The sequence below is a fragment of the Vibrio sp. R-1 genome (assembly GCF_035615595.1).
GTDB classification, from domain to species: Bacteria; Pseudomonadota; Gammaproteobacteria; order Enterobacterales; family Vibrionaceae; genus Vibrio; species Vibrio cholerae.
Genome location: NZ_WPDC01000079.1, coordinates 1 through 14825, shown reverse-complemented (window position 1 = coordinate 14825; position 14825 = coordinate 1). Strand labels below are relative to the sequence as shown.

Annotated in this window: 13 protein-coding genes and 1 pseudogene; 5 read left to right on the top strand and 9 right to left on the bottom strand. The window is 47.4% G+C overall.

Annotated features, from left to right (window positions below):
* Positions 1-74 precede the first annotated feature (74 nt).
* A complete protein-coding gene (locus tag GOU96_RS14145) occupies positions 75-608 on the bottom strand; it encodes a cytochrome b (protein ID WP_046126233.1) in 534 nt (177 codons plus the stop codon).
* 171 nt (positions 609-779) lie between these two features.
* The gene (locus GOU96_RS14140; RefSeq protein ID WP_258454831.1) at positions 780-2180 is read right to left on the bottom strand and encodes an alpha-amylase family protein; all 1401 of its coding nucleotides are present in this window, start codon (positions 2178-2180) and stop codon (positions 780-782) included.
* A gap of 382 nt (positions 2181-2562) precedes the next feature.
* On the opposite strand from GOU96_RS14140, the gene GOU96_RS14135 reads away from it, so the two are divergent.
* Entirely contained in the window at positions 2563-3213 is a 651-nt protein-coding gene (locus GOU96_RS14135; protein WP_134987470.1) for a CatB-related O-acetyltransferase, read from the top strand.
* 118 nt (positions 3214-3331) lie between these two features.
* Here the strand turns inward: GOU96_RS14135 and GOU96_RS14130 are convergent, their stop codons facing one another.
* The 6 genes from GOU96_RS14130 to GOU96_RS14105 all read right to left on the bottom strand — a co-directional run bounded on the left by GOU96_RS14130 (position 3332) and on the right by GOU96_RS14105 (position 9748).
* Positions 3332-5563, bottom strand: a complete 2232-nt coding sequence (locus GOU96_RS14130; RefSeq protein WP_258454830.1) for a glycoside hydrolase — start codon at positions 5561-5563, stop codon at positions 3332-3334.
* Positions 5564-5666: 103 nt separating this feature from the next.
* Positions 5667-6497, bottom strand: a complete 831-nt coding sequence (locus tag GOU96_RS14125; protein WP_258502764.1) for a DUF2861 family protein — start codon at positions 6495-6497, stop codon at positions 5667-5669.
* Complete coding sequence (locus tag GOU96_RS14120) at positions 6494-7144, bottom strand: response regulator transcription factor (RefSeq protein ID WP_019830013.1); 651 nt, start codon at positions 7142-7144, stop codon at positions 6494-6496. Before GOU96_RS14120 ends, GOU96_RS14125 begins: the two co-directional genes overlap by 4 nt.
* On the bottom strand, positions 7141-8595 hold the full coding sequence (locus tag GOU96_RS14115) for a sensor histidine kinase (protein ID WP_258502762.1): 1455 nt from the start codon (positions 8593-8595) through the stop codon (positions 7141-7143). Before GOU96_RS14115 ends, GOU96_RS14120 begins: the two co-directional genes overlap by 4 nt.
* 177 nt (positions 8596-8772) lie before the next feature.
* On the bottom strand, positions 8773-9282 hold the full coding sequence (gene copI, locus GOU96_RS14110) for a copper-resistant cuproprotein CopI (RefSeq protein WP_000592766.1): 510 nt from the start codon (positions 9280-9282) through the stop codon (positions 8773-8775).
* 109 nt (positions 9283-9391) lie between these two features.
* The gene (locus GOU96_RS14105) at positions 9392-9748 is read right to left on the bottom strand and encodes a hypothetical protein (RefSeq protein WP_248343224.1); all 357 of its coding nucleotides are present in this window, start codon (positions 9746-9748) and stop codon (positions 9392-9394) included.
* A gap of 396 nt (positions 9749-10144) precedes the next feature.
* Here GOU96_RS14105 and GOU96_RS14100 point away from each other — a divergent pair, with 396 nt between their 5' ends.
* The gene (locus GOU96_RS14100) at positions 10145-10525 is read left to right on the top strand and encodes a hypothetical protein (protein WP_000181106.1); all 381 of its coding nucleotides are present in this window, start codon (positions 10145-10147) and stop codon (positions 10523-10525) included.
* 216 nt (positions 10526-10741) lie between these two features.
* Here the strand turns inward: GOU96_RS14100 and GOU96_RS14095 are convergent, their stop codons facing one another.
* Positions 10742-11359, bottom strand: coding sequence for a LysE/ArgO family amino acid transporter (locus GOU96_RS14095; protein ID WP_114808127.1), 618 nt, complete (start codon positions 11357-11359; stop codon positions 10742-10744).
* 107 nt (positions 11360-11466) lie between these two features.
* On the opposite strand from GOU96_RS14095, the gene GOU96_RS14090 reads away from it, so the two are divergent.
* The 3 genes and pseudogenes from GOU96_RS14090 to GOU96_RS14080 all read left to right on the top strand — a co-directional run.
* Positions 11467-12366 carry a LysR family transcriptional regulator ArgP gene (locus GOU96_RS14090; protein WP_000055353.1) on the top strand — a complete coding sequence of 300 codons (900 nt, stop codon included), beginning with the start codon at positions 11467-11469 and terminating at the stop codon, positions 12364-12366.
* Positions 12367-12713: 347 nt separating this feature from the next.
* The gene (locus GOU96_RS14085) at positions 12714-14624 is read left to right on the top strand and encodes a methyl-accepting chemotaxis protein (protein ID WP_001893372.1); all 1911 of its coding nucleotides are present in this window, start codon (positions 12714-12716) and stop codon (positions 14622-14624) included.
* Positions 14625-14639: 15 nt separating this feature from the next.
* Positions 14640-14825, top strand: a pseudogene (locus tag GOU96_RS14080) (aspartate aminotransferase family protein); the annotation flags it as partial.

Genomic DNA, 14825 nt, shown 5'->3' with positions numbered 1-14825 from the left:
CGTTGGTGGCTTTTTCTATGCTTGCACCTAATAATTTCCGCTAGGCACGATGGACAACATGAGAGGCTAGGGTATTAACCACGGCCTAACATACGAGCCATAGTGGAATCTTTATCAATCAGTTGATGCTTAAGCACCGCCGCGATGTGCAGCAGCACGATAGCAATAATGATGGGAGGCGCAGTTTTGTGAACGGCTGCGCCAAGCTCTTGCAACCAAACCACTTTTTCACCTGCCGCAACAAGCGTATAACCAAACACTTCCAGTGCACGCCCTCCGCCGATATTCATCGCGATCCCAGAAAGTGGCATCGCCAGTGTGGCGAGCAACAATAAACCATGAACCGCTTTCGCGACTTTTTCTTGCCAAGCTGGCATCACAGAGGCTGGCGGAATCGCCCCTTCTTTGATTCGCCAAAAGACCCGCGCGAGCGCGATCAGCAAGATCAGCACGCCAAAGGATTTATGCAGCGCCACCAGTTCCATTTTTTCTGGCCCACGCGGTAAGTCAGATAGATAGGCTCCGACGATAAATACGCCAATAAAGGCCAGACCAACTATCCAGTGCAGAGCAATCGAGGTTTTCGAATAGGTTTTTGTGTTATCCATAATCTATTTCCACAGGTTTTATAAGGTCATGGCTATTATGCGCGATTAGCTTAGATTGTGAACAGTTTGTCTGAGTAAATTTAGGTAAAAGTAGCAGTCAAAGTAACTAACGATGAGTTGAGAGAAATAACGGGAATGAAAAAGAGTGATCAGAGATCACTCTTGATGGTGTTACAGCATCCACATGCGCGCAACACGTGCTGGGATAGTTAACGTATGGTAGCGACTGCTCACGCTAAAACGGTCGTCACTTAAAGTATCTTGATAGGTCTGATACCAGTTAAATTCATGCTGATAAGTATCTATGGTGACATTTTTTGACTCACCACATTTATTAATACCAACGACACCTTCTTTACCCCGTTTGAAGAGCAGCAAACATGAGTCGCTATACATAACCGCCATAGCTTTACCTTGCATTGCGTTATGGAAGCGCAGCATATGTTGCATTGATGGTTGATTCCAAACATTCGCCCAACGACCATTATCTTTATCTTCGTGATCAGCCAAATCATCACTATAAATCAGCGGTGTTCCACCATCTTTCCCGAGTAGATAAGCGTAAGCGAGTTGCTCATCTTGCGGGTTGAGGATCTGATAACGGAACCCATCATTAGTGGGAATATCATGGGTAATCGCAAACGTGATGGCGCGGGCGTTTGGTAATGCTTGTCCATAGGCTTGTGGATCATGCAATTGACTCATCGAACCTTGATAAGAAAATGCGGCACGAATGGAGGCAAATAGAGGAAAGTCGTATGCGGCGTGTGTGGTGTTATTCAGATAAGGAGCTAGGAAGGCATCATAACTGCCATCACCTTGACCCCCACTCGTGATCACTTCGCCAAACACATGCATGCCCGAAATAATCTCTGGTGTGAAGACTTGGTCAATGTGGTATTGACTCATGTGCTTAACTGCATCAATTCGAAATCCTCTGATACCCATTTGCTTAAGCGCTTGTAAATAGGCTCGCTGTTGATTGATGACCCAAGCGTTGGCATCCAAGTCTGGTAGACCGCGATCACCTGCGCCACCGCATAGCCTCCAATACTGAACATGACCGGGGTTGCCCCAATCAGTAATACAACCTTCAGGATGAAAATCATTTTGTGAGAAGAGATTGTGCGACAAATCACCGAACAGTTTCTGTTGTTGATAGTAATAAGCTTGGTTAGTGTAGCTGGCTAGTACTTCGCTGCCCGGATAATTGAGATCACTACGCTTCCAACTTTCGTTTGCCATATGGTTAAACACCACATCCGCATATACTTCAACACCGTAATCTTGCAGCGTTTTGATCAGTGTTTGTAAGTCAGTTTTGTTGCCAAGAGGTGAGTCAATGACTCGCAGATCTTGAGGTTGGTAGCGAGCCCACCATTCATTACCGCTGGATTTCAATGCTGGTGAGATCAGCACTTTTTTATAACCTGTGGCGGCGATCTGTGCTGCATTCGCAGTGACATCTGCATATTTCCAGTTAAAAGCATGCAAAATGGCTTCTGCTTGTACGCTGCTAGTAAAACTTGCTGCCGCGAATGTGGCACAAAGAACAAGATACGATGATTTCATAAGATGCCTCTCTTATTTACGGTATTTTGAAGCATCATAAAACTCACATTGATACTGTGAATGTTAAGTGTGAAGAATCATTGATCACCTTCAAGCTGTGTAGGGATGAAAGTCAAAAAATTGTGGCACAGTTGAAAATTTGTACAGCTTGTTGTCGGTGATTTGTATGGCTACAAATAGTGATTTATCTCTGGTTTTGGGTGTGTGCCTAGACTGTGGTATCTTTAGCCGCCGCTTATTTTTGGATCTTGCATGAAACTCATCCCGTTATTAAAACAGCCCCGAATTCATTGACTTTGCTTATTCGTGTCATTTTTTCTGAATAGGTCTACTTGATAGAGCAAGTAGAAAGCGTCTGCATACCACGAATTTGAGGTGGAATATGAGTCAAAAGCATTGGTCAAAAGTCCAACTGCTGCATGAAGTAGTGAAAAATCCAAACATCATTATCAAAGGTAAACACAGCTATTACAGCGATTGCTGGGATGCCGGTTTTGAAGCGTCGGTTGTGCGCTATTTACATGGCGATGAGATTAGCCAACGTTGGGACCCGTTATGGGAAATCGATCAGCTGGTGATTGGTGACTACGTTTGTATCGGGGCGGAAGTCGTGATTTTAATGGGCGGTAATCATACCCATAGAGCCGATTGGTTCTGTCTCTATCCGTTTATGGATGTGATTGAACAAGCCTATGTAGGAAAAGGGAATACCGAGATTGGTGATGGTGCATGGTTAGGGATGCGCGCCATGATCATGCCGGGTGTCAAGATTGGTGAAGGGGCGATTGTGGCGGCCAACAGTGTCGTGACCAAAGATGTGGCGCCTTACAGCATTGTGGCTGGATCGCCAGCCCAGTTAGTGAAGTACCGTTTTGACGCGAAGGTGATTGACGATCTGCTTGCGTTGAAAGTGTACGACTGGCCGCCGGAGAAATTTACGGCGCTCAAGCCGTACTTATGCGCATCGGATTTGGCGGCGCTCAAGCAAGCAGTCATTCATTATGATGCTGAGCCGCATTACCCATTGAGCTAGCTTCTCATCGCTTCATCACAAGGCTGTGAACCCATAAGGTCACAGCCTTGATTGAACTGCCCAATCGCGCGGTTTTTGCGCGCGATGGTTATTCGTTTGAGCGTTATTCGCACGATTTCTATTTAGGTTGCCATTGATGGGTTTGCCCATTCGCCAATTGAGCCAATAGGCTGTGCGGCGCGATCACTTCTCCTCCTGCGAGCTTAAACGGCTGCGCGCTAAAATTCGCACTGAGAATCGAGCCATCACTAAAGCGCGTTTGTTGCACTTGGCCTTGCTTATCCAGCCAGCGAAAATCGACCAAGGCTTTATCCCACAACTGCTCATGCAAGGGCAAAAAACCTTGTTGATAGTGCTTGAGCTGCTCGATACGCGCGGAGTTTTTATGCGTTTCATCGCGGCTTAAATGCACCATCGCCGGAGTGTTAAACAGCATGGCACGCAAATCACGCACGGCTTTGATATTGGTAAACTTCAAACTGTCGCTGTGCCAGTGGTGGCTACTGATCAGCTCATCATGAAACACCACTTGATAGAGCGGCACTTTGTACTCTGGGGCAAACAGTAAGCTGCGATAAGGCTCTTTGACTTGCGCTGATTTAAAGAAAAAATCCGGCTTTTCATCGGGATACCAGTTGCCCAGATAATAAGGTGACTGCTTGTCGCTCTTCATCGCTTTGTCTGTCCAGCCAAAGCCGACCGTTTCCATACCATGAGCAAACACCAGCCCTTGAGTGGTCAGGGCATTGCCATCTTCCGATCCCAAAATCAGCGTCGGCGTGTTTGCAATATCCTGCATTCGGCTGTTAAAGGCGGCCAGCATCGCGGTTTCGTTGCTGCGCGAGCGGTAATCTTCCCGCGCCATGGCGGTGCCATCCACATCGAGAAACAGGCTGTTAAAGCGCCCGAAATGGAGAATATCTTGCACGCGCTGTTTAACGTAACCGAGTTCACAGGCGGGATTGAGATAAAAGCCGTTACCGCGAAAGCCCAGTTGCAACGTGCCATCGGCTTTTTCAATCGCGCAGTTTTCGCGCATGCGATCCGGCAGCTGCGCGGTCAGCCAACTGTCGTTGATGCCTTTTTCAATCGCGGTATTGTATGAGTCATACACGCCAATCAAATAGCCGGCTTGTTTGGCGCTATCGACCACTTGCGGCTGATAAAAGGCTGGCATCCAGTTATCAAGACCTAGCCAGAGTTTGCTTAATCCTGCTTGCTGAAGGGTGCTGATCATGGGTTGCGCTAACCCTTGTCCCCATTGTTCGCTTGGTTTGAGGTATGCGCCAGCGTGTTCAGTCAGCCACGCTTTGCGCTGCTGCGCGGCTTGGTACTGCGCTTGAATGGACGATGGGTCGGCGCTGAACTTCTGGTTCAAGGCTTGGTTTATCTCACCGACCAGCAATTTTTTCTGATACTGATTGAGCCAATCTTGGCCTTTTTTTAGGCTCGCCAATTCCTTTTGTAATTCTGGCGAAGGGGTAAACTCTGAGCGCCAAAACCAATCGCGCAGTCCCCACCAATCCACCACATCTTGCGCTGCGATTAAATCACGCCCGAACAGATAGACGTGGCTTGCGCCAATCATTTTTTCGATCTGCGGGTTTGCCTTGCGTTTTTCCGCAAGTGAAACACGCAGCCCCGCGGCTTCGCGCCAGTCGCGATAGGCTTTGGCTCCGGCCAGCATCTCATCGCCCACGGTGATGCGCACGCTAAAAGGCTCACTTTGGTTCAGCGGGGTAAACCAGTGCTCCGCTTGTAAGTCCAACTTATTTTGCTGCTCACTAAAGTGCAGCTGGTTATTGGTGGCGTTGAGCAGTTGATAGCTGATGAAGTGTTCGCCCTGCTGCGCGCTCCAGAACGGCATTTTGAGATCTTGCGTGGTATTGGCACCCGAATGATGGTCTATCAAATAACGTGTCCAAGTCGGGTTATCGGTCGGCACTCGCATTCCTTCGTCAAACGGCAGTAACAGCGTTTGGGTCGATGCTTCACTGAGATCAAACCAGCGCAGTGCTTTAGGAGCTTGGCGTTCAATCTCACGAGCACTTGGCCAGCGAAAATCGATGTTCAACCCTTGTTGCAACTGTGCAGACACTTGCACGCCACTTGGCTTAAGTGTCCATGTGGCTTGCTCGGCGCTTTGGGTTACTTGCGTTGCCTGTTGCCTCTGCCCGTCAATCTGTAGGCTGCCTTGGTTGATGGCGAAAGTTTGTGAGTCTTGCTTGAGGCTGATGGCAAGTGTTGCAGGGTCAATCTGCCAGTGCTGATCGCCCTGTTCTAAGGTCAACGCAAAGCTCGGCGCGCTTACCAGCAGCAGTAGCCCCAGTGGGGAAAAGGTGAATTTCATATCGGTCTCCTATCGAGTAACCCAGATATTTAACCTTGTCTATCGATAGGTTTTGTCACCAGTATGTCTTTCCCATTTTTGTCTGAACAAAGTGAAAGGTGGTTTAGTCAATCGGTATCGTCAGGCGCTGCATTTGCTCCACGCGAATGGTGCCTTGGTATTCACTTTGGATAACGCTGAGGCTACGCCAGCGGGCTTGAGAAGGGGCTGTGGTTGGGGTAGGAGGCTGATCACGGTTGACGGTTTGTGAGTGCAGCAGAGTAAAGTTTTGATCAAAAAATTGCCAACGAGCCAGTGACGATGCGCAGCCCGAAGGCGTGGCGGGGAAATGGATAGTGAGATCGGCCGTGCTGGATTGTTCAATCCACGGTGTGCTGGAAGGGGCTGAAATCAGCAGCGCCATGCGCTGCTCGCCCAGAGTGAGCCAATAGACACCAGCGGCATACGGCGAAAGCAGATCGCGACTTTCCACTTCGGCGTAATCGGCAGGCGCAAGCTCTGCTGCTAACAAGGTTGCACCTTGCGCAGAAGCCAGACGCACCGCCAGCGGCTGGCTGAGGTTTTCGGCGCTCAGCCTCACTTGGTAGCCTTGGAAGGTCTGATTGAACTTATGAATAAAAGTCACCGCAATCGCGAGATCGTTAGGCGATGTGCTTGGAAGTGCTTGTCCGCATTGGGTTTGACTGAGAATGGCCTCTTTAATTGGTTGCCAAAAAGGCTCGGCTACGGGCGTGGTAGACAGTGTGTGGATGAGCTCGTGCCACGCTTGCGTGGGATGCCCCTCAACCAATAGCTGGTAACTGCTTTGCAGCGGTGTGGTGCGAAACCAAGCGTGGGTGGGGCTTGGCGGCGTTTCCGATATCGCGGCGCCGCTTACTAACGCGCTGAGCATACCAAGTTGCGTAACGTGATTGCGAAAAGAGGCGCAGATCATACGGAGGCTCCTTTGAGGCGATAACCCACGCCGCGCAGGGTCTCGATATCCAGTTGTGGCAGTTTTTGTCGCAAATGCAAAATGTGGTTATCCACGGTGCGCGTGGTTGGGAAATATTGATAACCCCAAATAAGATTGAGCAGCTCATCACGGTGATAAACGCGCCCCGGATTTTGCAGTAGCATCAGCAGCAGTTGAAACTCTTTCGGTTTGAGCTCAACCGGCGTTTGGTTATGCAGCACAGATCGATTAGCCACATCGACCACAATATCCGCGTAGCTGAGTAAGCTACTGCCGAGCGGGCGCAGTTGCGCTTCGATGCGTGCCAGCAACTCTTGGTGGGAAAAGGGCTTGAGCACATAATCTTTCGCCCCCGCTTTGAGCCCTTCAATTCGTTGCTCCACTTCAATTTTGGCGGTCAGTACGATCACTGGCAGGGCTTTAAGCATCAACCAGTGCGGCAGATGTTTCAGGCTGTCACCATCGTGCAATTGCCGATCCAAAATCACCAGATCGGTACTGAACCAGTGCTTTTCGACCTGTTGGCTCTGCGTTACCCACTCGCATGCATAACCATGGTCATGCAGATAATCGCGCAGACCTTGGCCGAGTAAGGTGTCATCTTCAATCAGCAAAATACGCTTCATAGCGGCAGCTCCAAAATACAACGGGTTGGATGACGACGGATAACCAGTTTGCCGCCCATTTGGGTGATGAGTTTTCGCACCAACTGTAAGCCAACGCCCATGTTATCTGTGTTTGGGCGAGAGTGAGTGTCTTGATGCCTCGAAAGTCGTTTGCACAGACGTTGGTAGAAAGAGGGAAATTCACCGCAATCTTCCACTTCAATGCGCAGCGTTTGTGCAACCACGCTCACCGTAAGGCGAATGGGCGGCGCGCCATGCTGCTTGGCATTGCTGAGTAAGTTGGTGATGCACAGCCCAAGCCAGTAATAGGGCAGTTCGAGCATTGGGTCGTGTTTAAGATGAAGCTCAACCTCAAAGCCCTCGATACAATGCTCGATAAAGTCACTCAACTGCGCTGGGTGGCGCGCCATGGTGTCGTGGCTCGGGCTCAAGTAGTGGCGACTGGTCTCGCTCAGTTGTGCTAGTCGCTGATGATCGGCCATTAATCGCCCTAAGCTCTCTTGCGCCTTGGGGGATAACTCATCAAATTGGCCGCGTAGTGATTCGACGGTAAACCCTAAACTGGTGATGGGCGTGCGCAGTTCGTGAGTCAGCAGTTGCAAAATAAAGCGCCGCTCGCGCCCTTCTTGATAGCGCAGCCAAAGTGAACGCAGCGCAGCGCCAAACGCAAGCAACACGCCGATCACCAAACCGCTATACAGCAACGCATGACTGCTAACGCGCTGATTAAAGCAGAGGTTGCTGTAACGCTCATCGCAAGGCTTGTGCGCTTGATAAGGCTCAAGCGTGAATGGCAGTGGTGCGGTGAGTGCGCGCCACTGCACGCTCGAAAGCACATGCCAGCCCGCTTCGCTGCTTAGCCACAGTTCATCATTTGGCGCAAGATAAAGGCGAAAACCGTTGAGCAGTGCATCTACCCCCGCAGCGCCCGGTCGTTGCCACAAGGTATGCAACGGATGATAGCGGCTCGCCAAAGTAAAACGTGTTGGATGCGTCGAAGCAAAGCTTGCCTGTTCTGAATCCGGTAAGTGTTCAATATAGCGATCTGCGTAGCTGCCTCCCGCCGGATGTTGCCACGCAACACGTTGAAACCACTCTGCGCCGAGCGGCGTTTGGCGACATAACGCCAACTCAAATTCGACCGCTTTCGCCAAATACGGCGAAGAGGAGTTTCGCGGCTGGCACTGCTTGGCCGTGGCGGCTAAATCTGCGATGTCTTGCCAGGTATATTGAGTAAAATCAGGATATTGACTGTGACTGCTGAGTAGCGCAAACGGGTATTGATTGAGGGTTTGGCTCGCCACAAGTGGCGTGCTTTGCTGCTCAAGTGCTGCGCGATAAAAAATCGACCAGCGCTGAGTTTCAGGCAGGTCAATACTGGCCAGTGCGGGCACTGCCCATAAGCTACACAGTAAGAGGCTTAACCAGCGGTGAGTCAGCAGCAACGTCATGATTTAAATACTTAGAATTGGGTTCATGCCAATAGTAGCCGCTTCATCACAAGATTTGTAATTTGGGTGTCAACAAATAGGGAATAGGAGGGAAGTTGGCAGCAAAGTCTGTTTTTACACTCTCCTTTGCTGCCAATAGTGGATTAATCATTGCCGATATGGATTGAGATCAATCGGTTATAACTCGATGCTTTTCACCATTCCCGCTTCAGCGTGGCCGGGGATGTTACAAGCAAATTCCACCTTGTTATCACCTTGGAAATGCCACAGCAGCTCTTTGGTTTTGCCGGGTTTTACGGTGACTGTGCTGCCGCTGTCGTGTTCATGGTTACCCATTTGACGCATCATTTCACGGTGTTTCAGTTGCTCCACGGCGGAGCCAATCGAAAATTCGTGATCGATTTTGCCTGTGTTCATCACCACAAACTGAACCACATCGTTAGGCTCAATGGTGACGTCTTTTTTGAATGTGATCTTCATGTCATCACTCAAAATGACGTGCACCACTTTGTTTGCTTTCGCCCCCGGTGCGGGCATGCCTACATCAGACATGCCTTCCATACCCATCATTTGAGAATGATCCATCGGCATCGCCCCGTGATCCATTTTTGAGTGATCCATCGAGTGCGCCAATGCTGTGGTGACAGTAAAAGTCAGTGCTATCACAAGCAGTGTTTTTTTTATCATGGTTAGGTTCCTTGTTCGGGTTTTGTTTTGATCAGTTGTTTAAATTATGGCGTGAAAATACACATCACGTTTCACAGGGGAGCAGTGACAAGCAGAGTTGGTGATTGAGTTAAGCGATTGGCGGTCGATAGAGGGATTGCTGCCTTTGAATCACGGATTTTGTGGATTCATAGGGAATCAAAGCCAGTTGGTATTCTGTAGGTAGGCGATAGGTGGTTTGCGATAAAAGCGCCAACACACTCACGCATGCGGCGCTACAACAATTATGTATGGTGGGACTATCACTCGTGCAATGGTTTGAACTTATCTCCATTGAGGTGTGGTTCATCTGCATGGTGGGAGACATTTTGCTTGCATCCATCATCACGCAACCGGAAGGCGCTTCAGCTTCGGATTGGTAAGTGGAGGCACTGATCATTGGCCAAGTCATTAAAGGCGCGCTTGAAGCAATACTGGAACTCAGCATGGCAAACAGGCTGATAAGAGCGATCCAGAAGATGCGAACAGAAGAAAAACGCATTGTGTGCCTTGAATGAAAAACTTAGTCGCACTTTAAAGTTTTACCCTAGGGGAAGGTCAAGTGATGATCTGTGCATTTTATTATGAAGTGGCTTTGTCTCGCTTTATTCAGCATTATCTTTCCCTATGTCCTTCTTACTTGAAGCTGTTGCGGTGTTGGCTACATTCCTTCACCCCAATCATATAGTTTGCCTATGCTCGTAGGGATTCACTTACTTTCCGCCTACCTGTAACTCCAAGCCGTTTGGGTATATCTGATCCTACCGTTCCATGACTATTGAGATAGTAATTTGCGAGAAATCGCGCATAATCTGGCTACTTACTCTGAAAGAAGACATGACCTATGACCAATTTTCAATATTACTTTCATCAACTGCCTTGTTTTGACTGTAAAAAAACCACCGTTAGTACGGATTTAGGCTGGTTAACGGCGGCGATGAAAGAGGATGTATTAGCACAAGTGGCAGAGCTGATTGCACAAGACAACGTTGAGCCAGATCTTTCCGTGAACGTGACTTGTACTAAAGAAGAAGCGCGCGATTACTTATTACTGAACTTCTACGGTTACTCAGAAGAAGAACTGGCAAATCAAGTAGAAGCGGAAGATGAGCAAGAAGTCGCGGATGAAATCGCAGAACTTGTGGCAGAAGGTAATGGCGCAATTGTGTTTGAACACGAAATTGCGCTGCAAAGTTGTACCGATTGCGATATGGATGAAGCGTAATCCTTCAGCATAACAACAGAATGCTTTCATAATTTAAGGCGTTAGCAGAGTTCAATCGGCTAACGCCTTATTTTGGAAAACTCTATCCGATGATGATTAGATTCAGAAAAATGTAATCAGTAATATCTCTTTATGCATTAGTTTTTGGAGGATGACGCACTAGGTATAAAAAGTAAGTAGTGCCTAAGTGATAATACTTCGTCACTAAAAGGCGAGCTATACAAGTGGAGCTTTCAACAACATCAACATCAGATAAACCATAGTTAGTGCGATTAGGGCATCCAAAATGCGCCATGCCCGTGCACTTCGGAAAAGAGGTAACAAAAATCTCGAACCATAAATGATTGAAGTAAACCATAAAACGCTAGCCAAAGAAGCTCCAATCGCAAATTGCCATTTATCAATTCCAGAATACGGTATTGATAAACTTCCAATCATAAAAACAGTATCAATATAGACATACGGATTGAGCCAAGTAAAACCTAGACAAGCGAGTACAACCTTTTTGAGTTGCATGTGATCATCGCCTGCAGGCTTTAATAGACTATTGCCATACCATGCCTGTTTAGCTGAGGTGAAAGATGCCAAAGCTAAGAAAGCCGCTCCACCGTAACGAATAATCTCTATTAAGTCAGGCCAATACTTGATTAGCTTATCGATACCTGCCACTCCAGCACAAATCAGTACAATGTCACTCACTATACAAATAGTTGCTATTGTAAAGAGATGATTGCGTAAGAGTCCTTGTTTGAGTACAAACGCATTTTGTGACCCAATACAAACCAATAATCCAGCACTGGTTGTAAATCCCGTAATTGTTGAAGCACTAAACATACATTCTCCTATGGATTTATTTCTTCGTAGTTGAGTATAAGAAGTATGTCTAATTAAGAAAATTGATATAATCTAACCTAACTTTAGATAATTTAAATGGTTTGCTTATGAGTTTGTTATCTCCTCAAGTCGTCGCTTTTATTGCGGTTATTGAAGAAGGCAGTTTTGACCGAGCGGCTAAGAGACTATCAGTCACACCTTCGGCAATTTCACAGCGTATAAAGCAATTAGAAGATAAAATGGGGCAGCTGTTAGTTGTTAGGCAGTTTCCTTGTAAACCGACTCCATCAGGGGAGCAATTACTGAGTCGAGTTCAGCAGATGGCATTACTTGAATCTGAGGTGACAGCAGATTTGTTACCTGATGCACGTAGCAATATTCATTCGAGTACATTCTCGATCGCAGTGAATGAAGACTCTTTGTCAACATGGCTACTTAAAGCTTTAGCTCCGCTTTGTCGAACATATAATTATCAGTTTGATATTCGTGTAGACAATGAAGACTTTACTTTGGAGTATCTCAAAAACGGACATGTTATTGGTGCGTTAACTTGTGAGGCAAGACCATTGCAAGGTTGTGTGGTGCATGAATTAGGAAAAATGCGTTACGTTGCTGTAGCTACACCTGCTTTATTTGAACGCTATTTTCGCCATGGTCTAAATGTAGAAGCATTCCAAAATGCGCCAATGATTGATTATGATCACAAAGACTTTTTACAACGTCGATTTATTAGAACCATCACTGGACAGGAGGTTCTGCCTAGACATGTCCATTATCTGCCTAGTGCAACAGGAATTGTTGAAGCGGCATTATTGGAAATGGGCTGGTGTGTAACTTTGGAGGGTTTTTTAGGTGATAAGCTTGAAACCGGGCAGTTAATCGATCTAGCCCCAAATACCGCATTATATGCGCCTTTGTACTGGCAACATGTAGGAATCCGTTCTCGAGTACTATCAACAATTACCAATGCTTTAATAACGGAATCTAAACAAGTGCTCTATTTTTAGAGATTAAAATGATGCTGGAGAATGGAACCAGTGATAAAAAAGTAATGCTAATCCCTTAACCTTAAGAAGTTAGGAAAAGGCCTCGAAAGAGAATGGCTAAAGCTGACCGACGCCCTCATCGCATAAAATTCACAAATGATAATCTTATTGATATTCATGGTTTTAATTTGAAATTGACCTTCAAAGCGCTGGATATTTCTGTGATAGAGCTTGCATATCTTGAATCTATGCACCAACTTTTAAAGGTTGGCTAGGTGGCTCTCGTGTCATTTCATTCTATTACTCTAAGACTCGACCCCACCTGAAGAGGAACCGCAATCACATGCATGAAAACGGCAGGGGGAGTCATGACTCTAGGATTCAAAGGAAGAATATACGCCAGTGTGGTCATTTTAGTGACCATATCGCTGATGGTGTTAGGTACGATTAATATGCTCTCTCTCAAACGAGAGATGATTGATTCATTAACGACCGAAACGCAAAACAAGCTCAATTACCATGTGTCAGAACTCGAGTTTTGGGTGAAAAGTCGTTACGAGGCCGTATCTCGTGGTGCGAACTTGTTTACTCCAGAGTTATCGGATACCGATAACCTCAATAAAGTACGACTTTTGGCGGAAGCGGCGCAGATCACCAATGTGATTGCGGCCTACGAAGATGGTCGCTCTTATATGTCGATGGACAAAGAGGGGGGAGTGACGACAAATCGGTTTAAATTTACTGACCGTGACTGGTATCAACAGGCCAAAAGTCGTCGTAGCCCATTTTTGACTGAGATTTATCAAGATCAAGTCACTGGCAAAAAAGTGATCAGTGCGGTGAGCCCGATTCTTCATCAAGGCCAATTTGTGGGGGCTTTGCTGGGTGACTTCCAGCTTGATGACATCATCACTCAAGTGAGTAACATGCGTTTTGCCGGAGGCGCAGCGACACTGACCGATAAAAATGCGGTGTTTTTTGCCAGTGATGATCCTAACGATATTGGCCGCACCCCTTCCCAAGTCAGCCCATCGTTTCGCGAAATGGAAGCTGGGTTTCACCGTCAAGAGAGTGGGCATCTTTCGTTCCCGTACCTAGGGATTGAATTTGATGGTTACTACAAACGCGTCAATCTAACCGATGATATGTACTGGACCTTGATGGTGTTTGTTGATAAAGCCACCGCATTAGCGGATGTCGATGTCGCCGTAGCGAATGCGATCACAACTGGGATAGTACTTATCGGGATCAGCGTTGGGGTGATTATCTTCATTATCAATCAAATCTATAAACCTTTGCTGCGTTTGAAAGTCGCGGTTTTGGATTTGGCTCAAGGCAGCGGGGATTTAACTCGTCGCTTAGAAGTGAATGGTAATGATGACTTGGCGCAGATCAGTGAAGGCTTCAACCGTTTTTCAGGTAATTTACAAAACATGATGCTGCAGATTTCCGATGCAACTCAGATCATCTCAAGCAGCATTGAGCAGTTAAGCCAGACGGCGAAAGAGAACGAACAGATGTTGATTTCTCACTCTTCCGAAACCGATCAGGTGGTTACTGCGATCACGCAAATGAGCGAGAGTGCGCGCACGGTTGCGGAAAGCGTCACGCAATCAAATCAGATCACAGAAGCCGCGAGCAAAGAAGCGCAGCAATCTTTGGTGATTGTGAATAATGCCGTATCTACGGTGACTTCTCTGGTCAACGATGTGGAAAATATGTCAGAAAGCATCTCTAACATGAATCGCGATGCAAACAAAATCAGCGAAGTGTTGAGTGTGATTGGCGCAATCTCAGAACAAACGAACCTGCTGGCTTTAAACGCTGCCATTGAAGCGGCGCGAGCGGGAGAACAAGGTCGTGGTTTTGCGGTGGTGGCCGATGAGGTGCGTGCCTTAGCGGCAAGAACGCAAAATAGCACCACGGAAATATCCGATATGTTGACGAAATTGCTGGAAGGTACCGACAGCGTCGTGGGTGCAATGGAGCGTACTAAGCAGCAGTGTCAAACGACGGCGGATAAAACCTCTGAAGTGTCAGGCAGCCTGAATATGATGAGTGCATCGGTGAGCGACATTGATGATCTCAGCACACAAATTGCGGCGGCGACAGAGCAGCAAAGTACGGTGGCCGCAGAGCTTAGCCGTAACATGCTCTCCATCCGTGAGATAGTCGAGTCTCTTGTGGTCAGCGGAAGACAGACCGTAGGCGCGACAGAATCGCTTTCTCACTCGAATCATGAATTAGAACAGCTAGTAGGCAAATTTAAACTGCGTTAATTAAGGTGTTCAATCATGAGTCATGTGTTATCTGATCGCTGGTTGGCGCTGTCTGCCAACCAGCTTAATCCGCGTTTCGAGCAACATTACTTCGCCGTAAAAGCGAAGTTTTTTTCCCGCGATCCGGCATTGTGGCCGCTGTATCGTTCGTTGGAAATCCAACCGCTTTTGCAGTCGCGTCGAGAGTCACCCGTTTACGAT

Coding starts and splice junctions, on each gene's coding strand:
- GOU96_RS14130 (WP_258454830.1), bottom strand. CDS start 5,563: ATGAAATTCACCTTTTCCCCACTGGGGCTACTGCTGCTGGTAAGCGCG.
- GOU96_RS14090 (WP_000055353.1), top strand. CDS start 11,467: ATGAGTTTGTTATCTCCTCAAGTCGTCGCTTTTATTGCGGTTATTGAA.
- GOU96_RS14085 (WP_001893372.1), top strand. CDS start 12,714: ATGACTCTAGGATTCAAAGGAAGAATATACGCCAGTGTGGTCATTTTA.
- GOU96_RS14135 (WP_134987470.1), top strand. CDS start 2,563: ATGAGTCAAAAGCATTGGTCAAAAGTCCAACTGCTGCATGAAGTAGTG.
- GOU96_RS14115 (WP_258502762.1), bottom strand. CDS start 8,595: ATGACGTTGCTGCTGACTCACCGCTGGTTAAGCCTCTTACTGTGTAGC.
- GOU96_RS14140 (WP_258454831.1), bottom strand. CDS start 2,180: ATGAAATCATCGTATCTTGTTCTTTGTGCCACATTCGCGGCAGCAAGT.
- GOU96_RS14105 (WP_248343224.1), bottom strand. CDS start 9,748: ATGCTGAGTTCCAGTATTGCTTCAAGCGCGCCTTTAATGACTTGGCCA.
- copI (WP_000592766.1), bottom strand. CDS start 9,282: ATGATAAAAAAAACACTGCTTGTGATAGCACTGACTTTTACTGTCACC.
- GOU96_RS14100 (WP_000181106.1), top strand. CDS start 10,145: ATGACCAATTTTCAATATTACTTTCATCAACTGCCTTGTTTTGACTGT.
- GOU96_RS14120 (WP_019830013.1), bottom strand. CDS start 7,144: ATGAAGCGTATTTTGCTGATTGAAGATGACACCTTACTCGGCCAAGGT.
- GOU96_RS14125 (WP_258502764.1), bottom strand. CDS start 6,497: ATGATCTGCGCCTCTTTTCGCAATCACGTTACGCAACTTGGTATGCTC.
- GOU96_RS14145 (WP_046126233.1), bottom strand. CDS start 608: ATGGATAACACAAAAACCTATTCGAAAACCTCGATTGCTCTGCACTGG.
- GOU96_RS14095 (WP_114808127.1), bottom strand. CDS start 11,359: ATGTTTAGTGCTTCAACAATTACGGGATTTACAACCAGTGCTGGATTA.